Below are 15,034 nucleotides of genomic sequence, written 5' to 3' on the forward strand. Positions count from 1 at the left end.
TTCATGCTTTCGCCGTTGCCTCCAGCAAACCGTTTAGTCGCCCGAAAATATCTGCTGTCGATGTACCGGGTAGCTTAGCTAAGGCCGGTGCGGTCCGCAGTTCGTTGGCTAATTCGTGGCGGAGTTTCCAGTGCCGTTCCAAAAGTTCTTCGCCGCTGTCCGCGGTTACTGTAGCGGTGCGGAGCACTTGCAGCTCATCGGTATGTTCCACCACTAGCACCCGGATGGCCTGAGCATTGTCGATCCGCCCGCGGGTGTCTGCCGCCAAGAGTGGCGGGATCTCGGCCAGCTGTTCACGGTGATTTTCCTGCATCCGACGTAAGCTCTGCGCCAGCTTAGCCGGCCGGTTCCAAGAGTCCAGCTCATCGAGGATCTCCTGCAGTTGGCCTAGCGTCGCGGCATGCTCGGTGAGTCTGGGTGCTTGGGTGGGGCTAGGGTTGCTATCTTCCGGACCCGCAGCGGTGCGGGCCGCCGCTACGAGTTGCGGCCCGGTGCGTGCCAGCGCGCCGAGGGCTTGGGCCGCAGGACCGTTGCCGGTAGGCTGCCACGGTTGGTATCCCACCCCTTCGATACGCTGTGCCAGTACGCGGATCTGAGCGGCGGCATTCTCAGCCTGAGCGCGTTGGGCAGTTTCGCGCTCACTGCGGCGCTTACTCAACGCTTTCACGGTGCCGCTACCGCCAAGGAGCACCACCAACCCGCCCAGCACCCACAGTGCGTAGCGGGCGTAATCCGGTTCGCGTTCCACCCCGGCAACCACCGATTCTAGGGTGCTGATCACGGCTGCGGTGGTGTTGCCCGCAGCGAAGTCATCTAGCCCGACCGTCACCAGCCGATCATCGGGCACACTGAGATTGCGTCCCAGATCGATGCCGACGCGGGTGTCTCCCTGCCCGGATTCGGGCAGGATGATCCCGATAACCACCCAGTCCTTCGCCACATAACCGCGGGTTTTCGCATTCTCCAACCAGTCATCGCTCAGGGCGTCGATGGGTCCAAAGAGCAGCATCCCGCGAATCAACTGGTCGACGGAGGCCACCGTGATCGGTTCCTGATCCACCGCCAGCGCCACCTTTAACCCAGTGTCGGCTAGGATCTCTGCGGCGGCCGCCATCACCGCGGGAGTGTCGATCAGCTCCGTCGCCGAGTCTTTGACGGCGAGCTGGAAGTTTTCGCTCTCATCGCTCAGTCCGGGCAGCACAATGGTGCCCTCCGAGTCTTGGGGCACGCTGGTGGCACTGGGGTAGGCGGGCGTCGGTTCGCTGCTTAGCATGGGGATACTCGGGAAGAGGAAGCTCAGCACCAAGGCAGCGCTCGAAAGTGCGTTGATCATGCGCTCCTTGGGTCGGGATCTTCTCGCCCCAGCTTATCAACATTGAATAGACAAAACCGGCGCTCACCGCCAAGGTGAACGCCGGTCTAAGTCTGCGCCGGAAAGCCTAGTCCAAGAGCAACGCGGGTTCTTCCATAATTGCTGCCACATCGGCCATGAAACGGGCCGATAGATCCCCATCGACCACCCGGTGGTCGAAGGAGCCGCCCAGCGTGGTGATCCAGCGTGGAACTACTTCCCCGTCCACCACCCACGGTTTCTGCCGGATGGTTCCGAACGCAACGATGGCGACCTCACCGGGGTTGATAATCGGGGTACCGGTGTCGATGCCCAGCGCACCGATGTTGGTGATGCTCAAGGTGCCATCGCGCATCGCCTCGGGCTTGGTCTTCCCTGCCCGGGCGGTGCTGGCCAGCTCATTGAGTTCGATGGCCAGCTCGCGCATCGACAGATCCTGTGCGTCCTTAATATTCGGTACCAGCAGTCCGCGCGGGGTGGCCGCGGCAATCCCTAGGTTCAAGAAGTGCTTCTGATGAATTTCGGCTCCCTCGGCGGTGTCCACCCAGCTGGCGTTCACCGATGGGTTACGCGCGGCAGCCCAAATCACCGCGCGCGCCAGCACCAGCAGCGGGGAAACCTTAATCCCCTCGAAGTCCCGGGACTTCTTCAAGCGGGCCACGTACTCCATGGTGCGGCTGGCATCCACGTCGACAAAGATCGAGACGTGCGGCGCGGTGAAGGCCGAATCCACCATCGCCTTGGCGGTGGCCTTACGCACGCCACGCACCACGGTGCGTTCAATGCGGGTTTCTTCGCGTGAACCCTTCTGCCAGTACAGTGGCGCCGCGTCGCGTTCGGCGGCACGCTGCGCATTGTAGCTATTCACGTCTTGGCGGGTGACTTCACCCTGAGTACCGGTGCCCACCACATCGTTAATGTCGATGTTCAGGTCTTTGGCCAGCCGACGTACCGGCGGCTTGGCCATCACCCGATCCACAAAGTTGGCCATCGCCGGCTTACGCTTATCCACCTCGCGGGCCACCGCGGCAGAAATATCCTGCGCACGACGGGAGATCTGGTCGGCCAAGGCGCTGGGAGCACCGCTGGCACGGGCCGCCGCGGTGCGTTTACCGGCCGCACTGGGGACCGGACGGTTCACCCGTAGGCGGCGCCGGGCGGAGTCCGCAGTGGGTCCGGAACCCACCAACGGGCCGGGTTCTTCACTGGCCACCGGGGTGGCAGTTGCAAGGGCTTCGGTCGCATCCGGGGTGCCGGTGGGAGCTGGCTTATTACCGTCCTCGTCGATGGTGATCAGCGCAGAGTCCACCAGCACGGTCTGACCTTCTTCGGCGTGCAGTTCGGTCACTACCCCAGCAAAGGGGCAGGGCAACTCCACCAGTGACTTCGCGGTTTCGATCTCCACGAAGATCTGGTTGACTTCCACGGTGTCACCCACGGCGACCTTCCAGGAGGCAATATCCGCCTCGGTCAGCCCTTCGCCAACATCAGGCAGGTTGAAGGTAGTCATCGAATTCCTCAGATCTAGTAGGCGAAGGAGCGGTCGAGCGCTTCAAGCAGCTTGTCAATATCGGGCAGGTACTGGGACTCGACCTTGGAGATCGGGTACGGCATGTGGAAACCGCCCACGCGGATCACCGGGGCTTCGAGCGACATGAAGGCACGTTCACTAATCCGTGCCGCAATTTCGCCACCGATGCCGCCGAAGGTCGGAGCCTCGTGGGTGACAATCAGCCGTCCGGTCTTCTGCACCGACTCGGTGATGGTGTCAAAGTCGATCGGTGAAAGTGAACGCAGGTCAATGACCTCGACCGAACGCCCATCTTCCAGTGCCGCTTCGGCCGCAGCCAAAGCGACCGGGACCAGCGGGCCGTAAGCCACGATGGTGGCGTCTTCCCCGGGCCGGATGACCTGGGCCTTGAACGCGTCCAGCGCCGGGTTTTCGGTGTCCACCTCACCCTTGAGCCAGTAGCGGCGCTTGGGTTCGAAGTAGATGACCGGGTCCTGAGATTGAGCAGCCTGCTGAATCATCCAGTAGGCGTCGTTCGCATTGGAGGGGGTGATCACCCGCAACCCGGCGGTGTGTACGAACAGGGCTTCCGGGGATTCGGAGTGATGCTCAATCGATCCAATGCCACCACCGTATGGAATGCGGATGACCACCGGCATGTCGATGCGACCCTCGGAACGGGTGCGCATTTTGGCCAGCTGGGTGGTGATCTGGCTGAAGGCCGGGAAGACGAAACCGTCGAACTGGATCTCGGCCATCGGGCGATGACCGCGCAGAGCCATGCCCACGCACGTTCCGACGATGCCAGCCTCCCCCAGTGGCGAATCAATCACCCGGTGGGCGCCATGCTTTTCCTGCAGGCCTTCGGTGATGCGGTAGACGCCACCGAGCTTGCCAATATCTTCGCCGATGAGGATCGCGCGCTCGTTGGCCTGTAGAACTTTATCCAGCCCGGCGGTGATGGCCTTGGCCAAGGTCATAGTGGTGGTCACGTTATTTGCTCTCGTTTCCGGCCTCATCGGCGAATCCTGCTTCGTACTCCAGATGCCACGCCAGCTCTTCCTTGATCAGCGGGTGGGCCTCGGCGTAGACGTGCTCAAAGGCCTCGGCCAGTGGTGGAACTGGGAAAGCCATCGCGTCCTTGCGGACCCGAGCGGCCATCTCATCTCCGTCGACGGCGAGTTGCGCGAAGAAGGCATCATCCACCAGGTTCTGCTCGCGCAGGTAGGTTTCCAGCCGGATCAGCGGATCCTTGGGATCCCAGGCTTCTTCCTCGGCGCTCTTGCGGTATTTGGTGGGGTCATCGGCGGTGGTGTGCGCCCCGAGCCGGTAGGTGATCGCTTCGATCAGCACCGGCCCCTTGCCGCTTCGGGCGTGTTCCAAGGCCCAACGGGTGGCGGCCAGCACGGCCAGCACGTCGTTGCCGTCCACCTGTATTCCCGGCATTCCGTATCCGGCGGCGCGCTTGACCAGCGGCACCTTGGACTGCACTTCGAAAGGCACCGAGATCGCCCACTGGTTGTTCTGACAGAAGAACACCACCGGGGCGTTGAAACTGGCGGCAAAAACCATCGATTCGTGAGTTTCCCCCTCGGTGGAGGAACCATCACCGAAATAGGCCAGCACGGCTTCCCCGTCGGCAGCACGCTTGGCCTCATCCCAACCGTGCTGTTCCAAGTTCAATGCCATCCCGTAGCCCGCCGCGTGCGGTAGCTGGGCGGCGAGCACCATGGTGTACATGTGGAAGTTGTTTTCCCGTGGATCCCAGCCGCCCCCGGAAATTCCTCGAAAGAGGCGCAACATCTCGGAGAAGGACACATCACGGGTCAGCGCAACTCCGTGTTCACGGTAGGTGGGAAAGATGTAGTCGCTGCGCCGTGTGGCACGGCCCGAGGCGATCTGCGCGGCTTCTTGACCGCGCAGTGGCACCCAGAGGCAGAGCTGGCCCTGACGTTGCAGCGCGGTGGCTTCGGCATCAAAGCGGCGAGTCAGCGCCATGTCGCGATAAAAATCGCGCAGCATCTGATCGTCCACATCTTGCAGGTAGGCATCGTAGAACTCATGAGAGTGCCGTGTACCTTCCGGAGTCAATAACTGAATGAACTCCGGCTCGGATGCCTCGGCTGCACTGTGCGGCATACGCTTCCCTTCAATTAAATATGCCCCACGCGGAATGTATTCCGCATGGGACATATACGTCATGTCCTAGTCACAAGCCTAGCGCCCGTCCACTGAGAAATGCGATATTTTGACTCGTTCTATGAGCTTAACAACCCGGCATTCTCTCGGCACAGCGCAAGGAAACGGTCGTTGGCTTCGACTTCGCCGATGGACACTCGAACTCCCTCGCCCGCGAATCCGCGCACGGACAAAGCACGGGCTTCGGCCAACTGAACAAAGTCCATGCTTTGCTCCCCCAACGGCAGCCATACGAAGTTCGCCTGGGTGGTGGGAATCTTCCAGCCCAGTTCCGTTAGCGCCGCCACCACGCGTTCGCGTTCCTCCACGAGCGAGTCCACCCGAGCCATAACCTTGTCCAGATTCGCTAGCGAGGCCATGGCCGCCTGCTGAGCCACGCTGGACACGGCAAATGGAGTGGCAATCAGCCGCAGGTAGCTGGTGATTTCTGGGTGCGAAACCGAATACCCGATGCGGAGGTTCGCCAGCCCGTGGGCCTTGGAGAAGGTGCGTAGCACCACAACATTGCGATGCTGCTGATAGGTCTTAATCCCGTCCACGGCCTCGGCATCGCGCACAAACTCGGTGTAAGCCTCATCAAGGACGATCAGCACATTCTTTGGCACGCGGGCGATGAAGTCGTCGACCTCACGCTGGGTCAGGATTGGCCCGGTCGGGTTATTTGGGGTGCACAACAAGATCACTGAGGTGTTTTCGTTGATAGCCTCGGCCATCGCGTCCAGGTCGTGGCGACCGTCGGACAGCAAGGGAATTTGCACCGGTAGCGCCCCGGCGGACTGCACCACGATTGGGTAAGCTTCAAAGGATCGCCAAGCGAAGATGACCTCGTCTTGCACCCCGTCCTCGTTCTGCCCGGCAAAAGTGGACAGAATCTGGGTCAGCGCGCCAAGCGAACCGGCACCAGTGACGATGTCCTCGGCCGGAACCCCTAAGACGAGAGCCAATTGGGCGCACAATTCGGTGGAGATGGTGTCCGGATAACGGTTGATTCCCAACGTCGCGGCAATCGCGGCGCGCACTTCGTCCAAAGGCTCAAAGGGGTTCTCGTTCGAGGCCAATTTATACGGGGTTAGACCCGGCACGTCCACCGGGGGTTTACCGGCGGCGTATTTGGGCAAGCGAGCCACCACGGGCCGTGGCTGAACGGGATCATGGTTCAAGTTATCAGTCATGAGGCCAGCTTATCGGTGACTCTGCGGGCACGGGGAGAAAATTTACAGGCTCCACGCGGAATCTTATGACAAGGTAGATTTCATGAACTTCTTGATTCGTGTGCTGGTCAATGCGCTAGCCCTAGCCGCGGCGGTGTGGATCGTGGGCGGTATTGAAATCAGCGGCCTCGGCGATGATCTGACGGGCAGGGTGTTCTCTTACCTGATTGTCGGACTAATTTTCGGTCTGATTAACGCGCTGGTGCGCCCGATCGTCTCGCTGTTCTCCCTGCCGATCACCTGTTTGACGCTGGGGTTATTTACCGTGATCATCAATGCGCTGATGCTGATGCTCACCTCTTGGGTTTCACAGTTCACTCCGGTGCGTCTGACCATTGAAACTTTCTGGTGGGATGCCATCGTCGGCACGCTGATTATTTCCATTGTTTCGGCGGTGCTGGGACTATTCGTCGGCAAGGAACGGCGTTAGAGCCTCTGCTTCCGGGACCAGTTTTCCCATTTTAAGTGAGACTCAACATGCCGTTGTGTACGCTAATCTTTCTGCATGGAAAGCCTGCGGAGTCCTTGATTCGAACATCGGTCACCGGCACGCGCTAGAACCACCGAAGACTTTTGGAAATAACGCGTGAGTCGACGTCGGATGTCGAATCCGTCTTTTAGTAGCCAGAGATTCGGGGCTAATGCGGCGGGTTGATTTCGCTGAGTTTGCGGTAATTCTTATCCCGACGGGTCGGGGTGGGTGCCGGTTTCTTCTCTTGACGCCGCAGCCGGAAGCTTCTGAGCTTAAGCGGCCCCGAATCGAAACGTAAGCCGTTGATAATTGGGAGGAGTTCTGGACCCGGCGACGCTTCCAGCCGCATGAGATGGTCGCGATAATTCTGTAACTGGTGGCCTTTGCCGAAGCCTTCCGAATCCAATGCTTCCGGATTAGTCGGCTTGGGAAAAGTGATGGTGAGTTGCCGGGGTTTGCGTCGATTCGGCCGCCCGTCCATCCCCGGTACCGGGTCTGTACTGTCTTCCAGATGCAGTGACTGCACATCATCGGGCAATTCAATGGGTGCAACCGGGGACCCGAGGGTGAGGACCGTCTTGATTTTGAATTTCCGTCGCAACAGTGGATGTTTGGCCAGATTCGCAATGTGAATCCCACCTTGGGAGTGCCCGCTGAGAATGACCTCACTGCCTTCGCGGGCGCCGGAAAACTCAAGGGCCTTGGCGAAAGCTTCGGCGTAGTTTTCCGAGTTATGCCCCAGCGAATCCAAAATGCCTCGCGGATCAAAGGGGTTATCATCCTTCCGCTGGGGTTGGGTACCGGGAACAATCACCAAAAATACCTCCCGGCCTTCGCTGAAAGTGCGGCCAATCAGTATCCGGGAATCTTCTTGACGGGTTAGTTCCTGCAGCCGGATGTAGCTCTCTAGGTTTCCCTCCAGCGGGATCGCATCAAGCTGTTCAACTGCTTCGATGCCGATCGGTTGGCGAGGTACGAGGTTCTGTGAATCCAAAAGTTCGCTGAGTTTGTGCATCACCTCCGGAACCCGTGCCCCGTCAAGTTCGTGGGCTTGCCAAGGCAGAATCTCCACATTCGCTAGCACTGCAAAAAGTTCGATTAAACGCTGCGTTTCCTCGCGCGGTGGCCGCCAGTCATTCTCCCGCGCCCCGGTAAAGCCATCGAGCAGCGTCTGAGGTGCACCCAGCAGGACAAACATGGCCCGGATCTTCTGTTCGGCAGCGCTAGCTCGTTCCATGGCAAGGACCACCTTGGCCGCTAAGGAGGTAGCCAGTGACTCGATCGCGCTGGCCCGGGCCGCCAACTCTTCTAACTGTTCACTCAACTCCCACAGCGCGCCTAACCTCGGAATCACCCCGGCCAGCTGTGCCCGCCAGGACGCTTCGACCCGGCAAGCTACCGCGTGCAGCAGAGATTGCGCGGCCGCCTGCTGGACTTGTTCTGCATGCCCGCAGACCGACCGGCACACCTGTGCGGCATGCGCGTAATCCTCGGCGTTGTAATTGATTTCATACCCCATCGCTACCCCGCTAGCTGGGCAATAATTTCTTCCTCGAGTTCGTCCAGCGCACGAGTGGCGGCCAGCAGCTGGGTGTGCGTCGTACCGATTTGTTCGCGCAATCGTTGAAGCATCTCGGCTAGCTCCGTCGTACGCTCGGTAAACTCTCTGCCCGCTACGGTTTGCCAAGTCAAACCGCTGATTTCGGTCAGTTCGGAAAGCGCGGTGGAGACCGCGTCCTGGGTTTGTCCCAGCCGAATTGCCACCGTATCCAAGGTTGCGTTGAACATGCCCTCGCCCTTCATAGTTCGTGCCCTTCCCGGTGAAGCCCCGGTTGACCACCAGCATGGGCAGCTTTCGGCCACAGTGAACCGGTTGATCGCCCGGATGTGGACTTGTCGTAAAGATGTGTCCGCCGCCAAGTGATGAAAGAATATGGGCATGTCTGAGAATGTGCGTACTTCCCTTGCAAATGAACCATTGGCACTTGGTGCACTCGATGGTCGTTACCGTTCCGCTGTGGCCCCGCTGGTGGACTACCTATCCGAGGCGGCTTTGAACCGTGACCGTGTCCACGTCGAAATCGAGTGGTTGATTCATCTCACCGAACACTCGGTGCTGCCGGGCACTGCCCCGTTGAGCGCCGAACAGGTGGCAGGTCTGCGTAAGATCGTCACCGACTTCGATGCCGATTCGGTCAAAGAACTGGCCGAGATTGAAGCGGTCACCGTGCACGATGTGAAGGCCGTGGAGTACTACATCGCCAATCGTTTGGAAGGCTTGGGCATCGGCCAGCTCAAGCCACTGGTGCACTTTGGCTGCACCAGTGAAGACATCAATAACCTCTCCTACGCGCTGGGTGTGCAGGGGGGCGTGACTCAGGTCTGGCTGCCGGCGGCCCGCGATCTGGTGGCACAGCTGACCAAGATGGCCGAGGATTCTCGCGAGGTGCCGATGCTCTCGCGCACCCACGGTCAGCCGGCCACCCCAACCACTCTGGGTAAGGAACTGGCCGTGCTGGCTTGGCGACTGACCCGCCAGCTGGACCGCATTGAGAAGACCGAATACTTGGGCAAGATCAACGGCGCCACCGGTACCTACGCCGCGCATTACGCCTCGGTACCCAACGCCGACTGGCAGCAGATCGCCAAGGGTTTCGTCCAGCATCTGGGTCTGACCTGGAACCCGCTGACCACCCAGATCGAATCCCACGACTGGCAGGCCGAGGTGTACGCGGACATCGCCCGTTTCAACTCGATCCTGCATAACCTGTGCACGGATATCTGGAGCTACATCTCCATCGGCTATTTCGCGCAGATCCCGGTGGCTGGGGCCACCGGTTCCTCGACCATGCCGCATAAGGTCAATCCGATCCGCTTCGAGAACGCTGAGGCGAACTTGGAGATCTCCAATGGTCTGCTCAATACTCTGGGCTCCACCCTGGTCACCAGCCGCTGGCAGCGCGACTTGACCGACTCCTCCTCGCAACGCAATATCGGTACCGCCATCGGCCATTCGGTGCTGGCGATTTCCAACGTTGCCAAGGGCCTGGATCGTCTGGATGTTGCCGAGGCCGTGCTGGCCGAGGATCTGGACCACAACTGGGAGGTGCTGGCCGAGGCCATCCAGATGGTGATGCGCGCCGAGGCCATCGCCGGGGTGGAAGGTATGGACAACCCGTACGAGCGGCTGAAGGATCTGACCCGCGGACAGCGCGTGGATGCTGCTCGGCTGAAGGAATTCGTCGGCGAGCTGGGCTTGTCCGCTGAGGCCGAGGCGCGCCTGCAGTCGCTGACCCCGGGCAGCTACAACGGTATTGCTTCGCAGTTGGTTGACCATTTGAAGAAGTAGCCTTCGCGCACAGCCCGTTCCCCTTGATCCGGGGAACGGGCTGTGCGCACTTCCGAACGAATTATTTGGGCCCTAGCCATCGCGGCCATCCACACCCTCAACGTACGCTACGCCCCGGCAGCCCACCAAGCGGTGCCGGTCAAAGAGATCGGCGAAGCTTGCCCCGTCCCCAGCACCGGCACGATGCAGCAGTTCCCGGTCACTGACCGGCGGTAAGTGGTTCATACCCTGTAATGTCCGCTATCCCTCTGTCGTTCCCTTACGATCCTCTTGAACTCTGATCTGGGGCGGCTGTGTTGAGGCGGTTCAGGCACGGCACCGCCCGCGCCAAGGATCGCCGTGCAACACTTGGACGGTGGACCTACAGATCATTTACACCATTATCGCCGGGCTCTTGCTCTTCGTCTCCGCCTTGGGAACGATCTTCCCGGTGCTACCCGGATCCCTGCTCACCATCCTGACTCTGCTCGGGTGGGGTTGGTTACTCGGCAGCGGCCCCGCTTGGTGGGCTGCCGGGTTGGGCATGCTGATCGCTGCTCTGGGGTGGTCGGCTTCCGCGGTGCTCACCGGCCGGAAGCTCAAGGAGCATCAAGTTCCCACCGGGTCCATCCTGTGGGCAATTCTTGGCGCGGTCATCGGCGCCTTTGTGATTCCGGTGCTGGGGCTCTTTATTGGTTTCGCCGTGGGTCTTTTTGCCGGTGAAGCCGCCCGCCGTCGCGAGCTGGGCGGGGCGCTGGCCTCCTCTTGGGCCGCGTTGAAGGCTATGGGCTTGGGGATAATTGTCGAGTTCGGCTGTGTCCTCCTGGCAACGTCGATCTGGGTGATCGGGATGATCACCCATTTCGTCACCCGCTAGAACTAGTCACGTGAGATAATCCTCGCATGTCACGACTGATACAACTCTGGCCGGCTGCCGGTTTGCGAGCCTCTAGCGGGAACTTAGAACTGCGTTGGATCACCGATGAGCTGATGGTGTTGCTCGCCGATGTGGCCGGCCGGGGTATCCACCACCCGGATCTCATGCCGTTCACCTTCCCGTGGACCCGCGGTAGCAACGAACAAGTGGCCCGCGGTCTACTCAGCTATCAGTGGTCGGCTCGCTCCACTATGGGCCCTAACGAGGTGGCGTTGGAAATGGCGGTATTGGTCGATGGTGAGCCCATCGGCGTGCAGGCAGCCGGCGGGAAAGACTTTTCGGTGTTGCGCACCGTGGAGACTGGGTCTTGGATGGGGCAGGAATTTCAGGGCCGCGGACTGGGCACCAAAATGCGGGCGCTGATGTTGCATCTGCTCTTCGACGGCTTAGGCACCCGGGTGGTGACGTCCACCGCCTATGCCGATAATCCGGCTTCGAACCGCGTATCGCTGAAAACTGGGTACGAACCCGACGGATCCTACGAGGTGGTGCGCGATCAGACGCCAACCGAATTGAACCGCTACGTGATGACGGCCCAGCGTTTTGCCACTCAACGAGAGGCGTTGGGCCAGCTGCTCGGTGCTCCAGTCACTTTGGAGGGTACCGAGGCGGTACGCAAACAACTGGCTGGCTAGATCCAGCCGCGCTCCTGGGCCACCCGAGCCGCTTCGATCCGGTTGGCAGTATGAGTTTTCCCGATGGCGCTAGACAGGTGGTTGCGCACGGTACCCGCGGAGAGGTGAACTTGTCGCGCGATCGCGGAGACCGGGTTTCCATCGGCCGCTAATAAAAGCACCTCACGTTCCCGTTCGGTGAGCGGATTAGCCGGGGACCCAACACTGGCCAACGCCATCTGCGGGTCAATGACTTTATCCCCGGCGTGCACTTTGCGCACCGCGGCGGCTAGTTCGGCTGGGGAGGCGTCCTTTACCATGAAGCCGTGGGCTCCCGCTTCGAAAGCTTGGCGGAAGTAGCCTGGGCGGTCGAAGGTGGTCACGATCAGTACTTTCACCGCCGGGTGTGCATCGCGCAATTGTGCAGCGGTGGTGAGCCCATCCTGTTGGGGCATCTGAATATCCAGGAGCACCACATCCACCTTGTGTTCGGTGACCGCGGCTGTCACCTGGTCCCCGTCGGAGCATTGAGCGACCACCGCGATATCCGGTTCGAGGTTCAGCAGAGCGGCTAGGGCGCCGCGTACTAGGTGTTGGTCGTCGGCAATGAGCACCCGGATCATTGGGCCCCCGTTCCGTTGAAGTCGATTAGCACTCGTGTTCCGCCCAGTGCGGACTGCCCCACTATACAACTGGCACCGAAGAGTCGGGCCCGCTGGCGCATGCCACGGATCCCGTGTCCTTCCGGCGCGCTGATCCCATCCCCGTCGTCGTCGATGCTGACTTGATCCGTAGCGAGGTTGACCCAAACCTCGGAGGCATGCGCGTGGCGGAGCACGTTGGTCAACGCCTCACGCAGCAACCAGGCCACATGGGAATGTAGTTCGGTGGGCACTTGCTCCGTGAGGCCGGTGATATTGAAACCTATCCCGTTATCTTCACAGGAGCGTTCCAGTTCGCGCAGTTCGGTATCTAGGTTGCCACGGGACATCCCGTGCACCGTAGTACGTACCGAGTCCAGTGCCGTTATCGCTAACTCGGAAAGTTGTTCCACCTCGGCGCGCGCCTGATCCAGTTGCCTCTCATCAAGCAGTCGCAGCGCCAGCTGAGCTTTCAGATGCAGCGCGGTCAGCGAGTGTCCCACCCCGTCGTGCACATCGCGCGCCATCCGTTCCTGTTCACTGACCACCAAGTAGTCGGTTTTCAGTTGATCCGCGGCCACTGAACGTTCGATGGCGGTGACGGTCACCGAGTACACGGCCATGAGTACCAAGTTCAAGCCCACCAGAAAGATCATCTCCAGCAGGGTTCCGAAGAGCAGCGGTAAGCCGATCGCCAAGGCCGTGACCACCGCGTAGGTTACATAAGCGACTTTTCGTCCCAGTAGGAAGGCCGCATAGGAAGAGAGGAAAGGCAGTAGCCCTAATGTTCCGGATTCCAGTACCGGGATGCTCAGCAGCACGATCAAGCACATTATCCCGAAGTAGACCCTGGCTTCGGTGGTGTGCGTTCCACCGTATCCGACAAACACGGAATAGCGAATGTAGCCGCGCAGGTACACTCCGGCGTAGACCGCCAAGAGCAGCAGGCCGATCACCCGCACCGCCGGCGGGTGCGGGTTCTGCACGAGGTCCAGAATGGGGAAGATCAGGAAGAAAAGCCAAACCCCGGAAACCCACCACCCGAACTTATTCCAGAACTCATCAACTCCCTGTACCGGATCTTTGGTCACTGGCGTGCCCGAACCTTTCGGGTGGCCAGCACGGCGAAGATCGCGAAGATGAGCGCCCAGGCCAGCAGATTAGTCACCGGCATCCACAAGGGGTCCACGCCGAACCCGGTTTCGGCCGGCACATCACGCAGTTGCATGTAGCGAATCAAGGCGACGTACCCGAACATCGGAGTAAAACGGGCGATGTCCAACATCAGCCCTTCCAGTGGCATGAACACGTTGCCGAAGAAGGCGAAGAACACCATCAGCCCGGCGGCCAGACCCAGCGCCGACTCGGATTTGAACAGCATGCCCACCCCGATACCGTAGCAGGCGAAGATCAGCGAACCGACAACGGTGATCGCAAAGGCGGCGGCCCAGATCCAATTCTGTGTTACATAGGCCCCGGTGGCGGCCCCGAGCGCAAACACTAGTGCACTGGAGATGGTCGCCACGGTAGTGGCTACCACCATCTTGGAGGAGACCAACGTGGTCGGAGACATCGGGGTCAGTGCCAGCTGCCGACCCCACCCCTGCATGGTTTCGGTGGCTACGGTGCCAGCAATGGACACGGTGGAAACCGCCGCACCATAGGCGGCCATCGAGACCATAATGTAGAACTTCACGTTGCCGAAGCCCAGTTCCTGGTCAGTGTAGGAGGGGATGTTGCCAAAGAGCAGGTACATGGCCATCGGCATCAGTAGCGCGAAGATCAGGTTGTATCCATCGCGCAGGTGGCGGGAGAACTCTATGCGCACGTAGGTGGGGTTCATGATGCGTCCTCGGTCAGCTGAATGAAGGCCTCTTCGAGGCTTGGGGAAAAAATTTCGAGGTCATAGGCACCCAGCTCAGTCAGTAAGAGACGGGCCAGCGTATCGGAGTCTTGGCAGCGGAAGCTCACTCGCAGGTCCTGCTGCTCCTCGATGCTGATCTGATCGTTGGTTGCCAATACTCGGTCGATGGAGTCGGTATCCGGCATTGTGGCGGTGAGTTTGCGCCCGGAGATCATCTGCCGCAGCTGGCCGGTGGCGCCGTCGGCCACCACCTGTCCGTGGCTGAGCAGGACGGTGCGTTCGGCGAAGTTCTGCGCCTCTTCCAAATAGTGGGTGGCGAAGATGATGGTGCGACCCTCGGTGGCCTCGGCACGCATGGTTTCCCAGAAATCACGACGGGTTCGCACATCCATCCCGGCGGTGGGTTCGTCAAGAATCAGCACGGCGGGATCTGGAAGCAGCGCGAGGGCGAATTTGATGCGTTGTTGTTCACCACCGGAACACTTGCCAACCTTCCGCTTGGCGATGCCCGTGAGCCCGGTGCGTTCCATGACCGGAGCAATCCGTTCGGGAGTCTTGTGCATCGAAGCGATGGCTGTGATGGTTTCCTGCACGGTCATGTCGCGCAGCAGCCCACCGGTTTGCAGCACCGCGGACACCCGGCCGCTGCGCACCGCTTGGCGTGGGGCCAACCCGAGCACCTCAACACTGCCGGAGGTGGGTGTGCTCAAGCCCAGAATCATATCCACGGTGGTAGTTTTCCCGGCACCGTTAGGTCCGAGCAAAGCTAGGATCTGGCCGCTGGGAACCGTGAAATCGATCCCCTTAACGGCTTGAACCTGCTTCTCCCCCGAGGCGAAGGTCTTGCTCACAGCGTGTAGCTTCAGCGCATCGGCAGTCGTTAGTGTCTTCATATTTTCAAGTGTGC

16 protein-coding genes are annotated in these 15,034 nt (G+C 60.4%); 5 read left to right on the forward strand and 11 right to left on the reverse strand.

Translation table 11 applies throughout. From position 1 onward, the window contains the following. Position 1 precedes the first annotated feature (1 nt). The 5 genes from ACQQZ8_RS13795 to ACQQZ8_RS13815 form a co-directional block, all read right to left on the reverse strand. Positions 2-1,333 carry a hypothetical protein gene (locus tag ACQQZ8_RS13795; protein ID WP_431710375.1) on the reverse strand — a complete coding sequence of 444 codons (1,332 nt, stop codon included), beginning with the start codon at positions 1,331-1,333 and terminating at the stop codon, positions 2-4. Between the two features lie 106 nt (positions 1,334-1,439). Continuing rightward, complete coding sequence (locus tag ACQQZ8_RS13800; protein WP_431710376.1) at positions 1,440-2,861, reverse strand: dihydrolipoamide acetyltransferase family protein; 1,422 nt, start codon at positions 2,859-2,861, stop codon at positions 1,440-1,442. 14 nt (positions 2,862-2,875) lie between these two features. Beyond that, entirely contained in the window at positions 2,876-3,880 is a 1,005-nt protein-coding gene (locus ACQQZ8_RS13805; RefSeq protein WP_431710377.1) for an alpha-ketoacid dehydrogenase subunit beta, read from the reverse strand. Further along, complete coding sequence (gene pdhA / locus ACQQZ8_RS13810; RefSeq protein ID WP_431710378.1) at positions 3,855-5,000, reverse strand: pyruvate dehydrogenase (acetyl-transferring) E1 component subunit alpha; 1,146 nt, start codon at positions 4,998-5,000, stop codon at positions 3,855-3,857. The genes ACQQZ8_RS13805 and pdhA overlap by 26 nt, the downstream gene beginning before the upstream one ends. A gap of 119 nt (positions 5,001-5,119) precedes the next feature. After that, positions 5,120-6,232, reverse strand: a complete 1,113-nt coding sequence (locus ACQQZ8_RS13815; protein WP_431710379.1) for a histidinol-phosphate transaminase — start codon at positions 6,230-6,232, stop codon at positions 5,120-5,122. Positions 6,233-6,314: 82 nt separating this feature from the next. On the opposite strand from ACQQZ8_RS13815, the gene ACQQZ8_RS13820 reads away from it, so the two are divergent. Continuing rightward, positions 6,315-6,701, forward strand: coding sequence for a phage holin family protein (locus ACQQZ8_RS13820; protein ID WP_431710380.1), 387 nt, complete (start codon positions 6,315-6,317; stop codon positions 6,699-6,701). Between the two features lie 208 nt (positions 6,702-6,909). Here the strand turns inward: ACQQZ8_RS13820 and ACQQZ8_RS13825 are convergent, their stop codons facing one another. Further along, entirely contained in the window at positions 6,910-8,262 is a 1,353-nt protein-coding gene (locus tag ACQQZ8_RS13825) for a hypothetical protein (protein ID WP_431710381.1), read from the reverse strand. Between the two features lie 2 nt (positions 8,263-8,264). Next, positions 8,265-8,531, reverse strand: a complete 267-nt coding sequence (locus ACQQZ8_RS13830) for a hypothetical protein (protein ID WP_431710382.1) — start codon at positions 8,529-8,531, stop codon at positions 8,265-8,267. A 151-nt stretch (positions 8,532-8,682) separates the two neighbouring features. Between ACQQZ8_RS13830 and purB the strand changes: the two genes are divergently transcribed. The 4 genes from purB to ACQQZ8_RS13850 all read left to right on the forward strand — a co-directional run bounded on the left by purB (position 8,683) and on the right by ACQQZ8_RS13850 (position 11,643). Then, positions 8,683-10,092 carry an adenylosuccinate lyase gene (gene purB / locus ACQQZ8_RS13835; protein WP_431710383.1) on the forward strand — a complete coding sequence of 470 codons (1,410 nt, stop codon included), beginning with the start codon at positions 8,683-8,685 and terminating at the stop codon, positions 10,090-10,092. Positions 10,093-10,134: 42 nt separating this feature from the next. Continuing rightward, entirely contained in the window at positions 10,135-10,308 is a 174-nt protein-coding gene (locus ACQQZ8_RS13840) for a hypothetical protein (RefSeq protein ID WP_431710384.1), read from the forward strand. 139 nt (positions 10,309-10,447) lie between these two features. Next, on the forward strand, positions 10,448-10,948 hold the full coding sequence (locus ACQQZ8_RS13845; RefSeq protein WP_431710385.1) for a DUF456 domain-containing protein: 501 nt from the start codon (positions 10,448-10,450) through the stop codon (positions 10,946-10,948). A 26-nt stretch (positions 10,949-10,974) separates the two neighbouring features. Then, positions 10,975-11,643, forward strand: coding sequence for a GNAT family N-acetyltransferase (locus ACQQZ8_RS13850; RefSeq protein ID WP_431710386.1), 669 nt, complete (start codon positions 10,975-10,977; stop codon positions 11,641-11,643). On the opposite strand, the gene ACQQZ8_RS13855 is transcribed toward ACQQZ8_RS13850, so the two are convergent. The 4 genes from ACQQZ8_RS13855 to ACQQZ8_RS13870 are packed head-to-tail and all read right to left on the reverse strand — an operon-like array spanning position 11,640 to position 15,020. Further along, a complete protein-coding gene (locus ACQQZ8_RS13855; RefSeq protein ID WP_431710387.1) occupies positions 11,640-12,245 on the reverse strand; it encodes a response regulator in 606 nt (201 codons plus the stop codon). The genes ACQQZ8_RS13850 and ACQQZ8_RS13855 overlap by 4 nt on opposite strands. After that, positions 12,242-13,354 carry a sensor histidine kinase gene (locus ACQQZ8_RS13860; protein WP_431710388.1) on the reverse strand — a complete coding sequence of 371 codons (1,113 nt, stop codon included), beginning with the start codon at positions 13,352-13,354 and terminating at the stop codon, positions 12,242-12,244. Before ACQQZ8_RS13860 ends, ACQQZ8_RS13855 begins: the two co-directional genes overlap by 4 nt. Continuing rightward, the gene (locus ACQQZ8_RS13865) at positions 13,351-14,106 is read right to left on the reverse strand and encodes an ABC transporter permease (RefSeq protein WP_431710389.1); all 756 of its coding nucleotides are present in this window, start codon (positions 14,104-14,106) and stop codon (positions 13,351-13,353) included. Before ACQQZ8_RS13865 ends, ACQQZ8_RS13860 begins: the two co-directional genes overlap by 4 nt. Further along, entirely contained in the window at positions 14,103-15,020 is a 918-nt protein-coding gene (locus ACQQZ8_RS13870) for an ABC transporter ATP-binding protein (RefSeq protein ID WP_431710390.1), read from the reverse strand. The genes ACQQZ8_RS13865 and ACQQZ8_RS13870 overlap by 4 nt, the downstream gene beginning before the upstream one ends. Positions 15,021-15,034 lie beyond the last annotated feature (14 nt).

Source organism: Glutamicibacter uratoxydans (assembly GCF_050753455.1).
GTDB lineage: Bacteria > Actinomycetota > Actinomycetes > Actinomycetales > Micrococcaceae > Glutamicibacter > Glutamicibacter uratoxydans_A.

Excerpts from the sequence above, each read along its gene's own strand:
- ACQQZ8_RS13815 (WP_431710379.1), bottom strand. The coding sequence starts at position 6,232 with ATGACTGATAACTTGAACCATGATCCCGTTCAGCCACGGCCCGTGGTG.
- ACQQZ8_RS13855 (WP_431710387.1), bottom strand. The coding sequence starts at position 12,245 with ATGATCCGGGTGCTCATTGCCGACGACCAACACCTAGTACGCGGCGCC.
- ACQQZ8_RS13795 (WP_431710375.1), bottom strand. The coding sequence starts at position 1,333 with ATGATCAACGCACTTTCGAGCGCTGCCTTGGTGCTGAGCTTCCTCTTC.
- pdhA (WP_431710378.1), bottom strand. The coding sequence starts at position 5,000 with ATGCCGCACAGTGCAGCCGAGGCATCCGAGCCGGAGTTCATTCAGTTA.
- ACQQZ8_RS13820 (WP_431710380.1), top strand. The coding sequence starts at position 6,315 with ATGAACTTCTTGATTCGTGTGCTGGTCAATGCGCTAGCCCTAGCCGCG.
- ACQQZ8_RS13825 (WP_431710381.1), bottom strand. The coding sequence starts at position 8,262 with ATGGGGTATGAAATCAATTACAACGCCGAGGATTACGCGCATGCCGCA.
- ACQQZ8_RS13800 (WP_431710376.1), bottom strand. The coding sequence starts at position 2,861 with ATGACTACCTTCAACCTGCCTGATGTTGGCGAAGGGCTGACCGAGGCG.
- ACQQZ8_RS13870 (WP_431710390.1), bottom strand. The coding sequence starts at position 15,020 with ATGAAGACACTAACGACTGCCGATGCGCTGAAGCTACACGCTGTGAGC.
- ACQQZ8_RS13805 (WP_431710377.1), bottom strand. The coding sequence starts at position 3,880 with ATGAGGCCGGAAACGAGAGCAAATAACGTGACCACCACTATGACCTTG.
- purB (WP_431710383.1), top strand. The coding sequence starts at position 8,683 with ATGTCTGAGAATGTGCGTACTTCCCTTGCAAATGAACCATTGGCACTT.
- ACQQZ8_RS13865 (WP_431710389.1), bottom strand. The coding sequence starts at position 14,106 with ATGAACCCCACCTACGTGCGCATAGAGTTCTCCCGCCACCTGCGCGAT.
- ACQQZ8_RS13830 (WP_431710382.1), bottom strand. The coding sequence starts at position 8,531 with ATGTTCAACGCAACCTTGGATACGGTGGCAATTCGGCTGGGACAAACC.
- ACQQZ8_RS13850 (WP_431710386.1), top strand. The coding sequence starts at position 10,975 with ATGTCACGACTGATACAACTCTGGCCGGCTGCCGGTTTGCGAGCCTCT.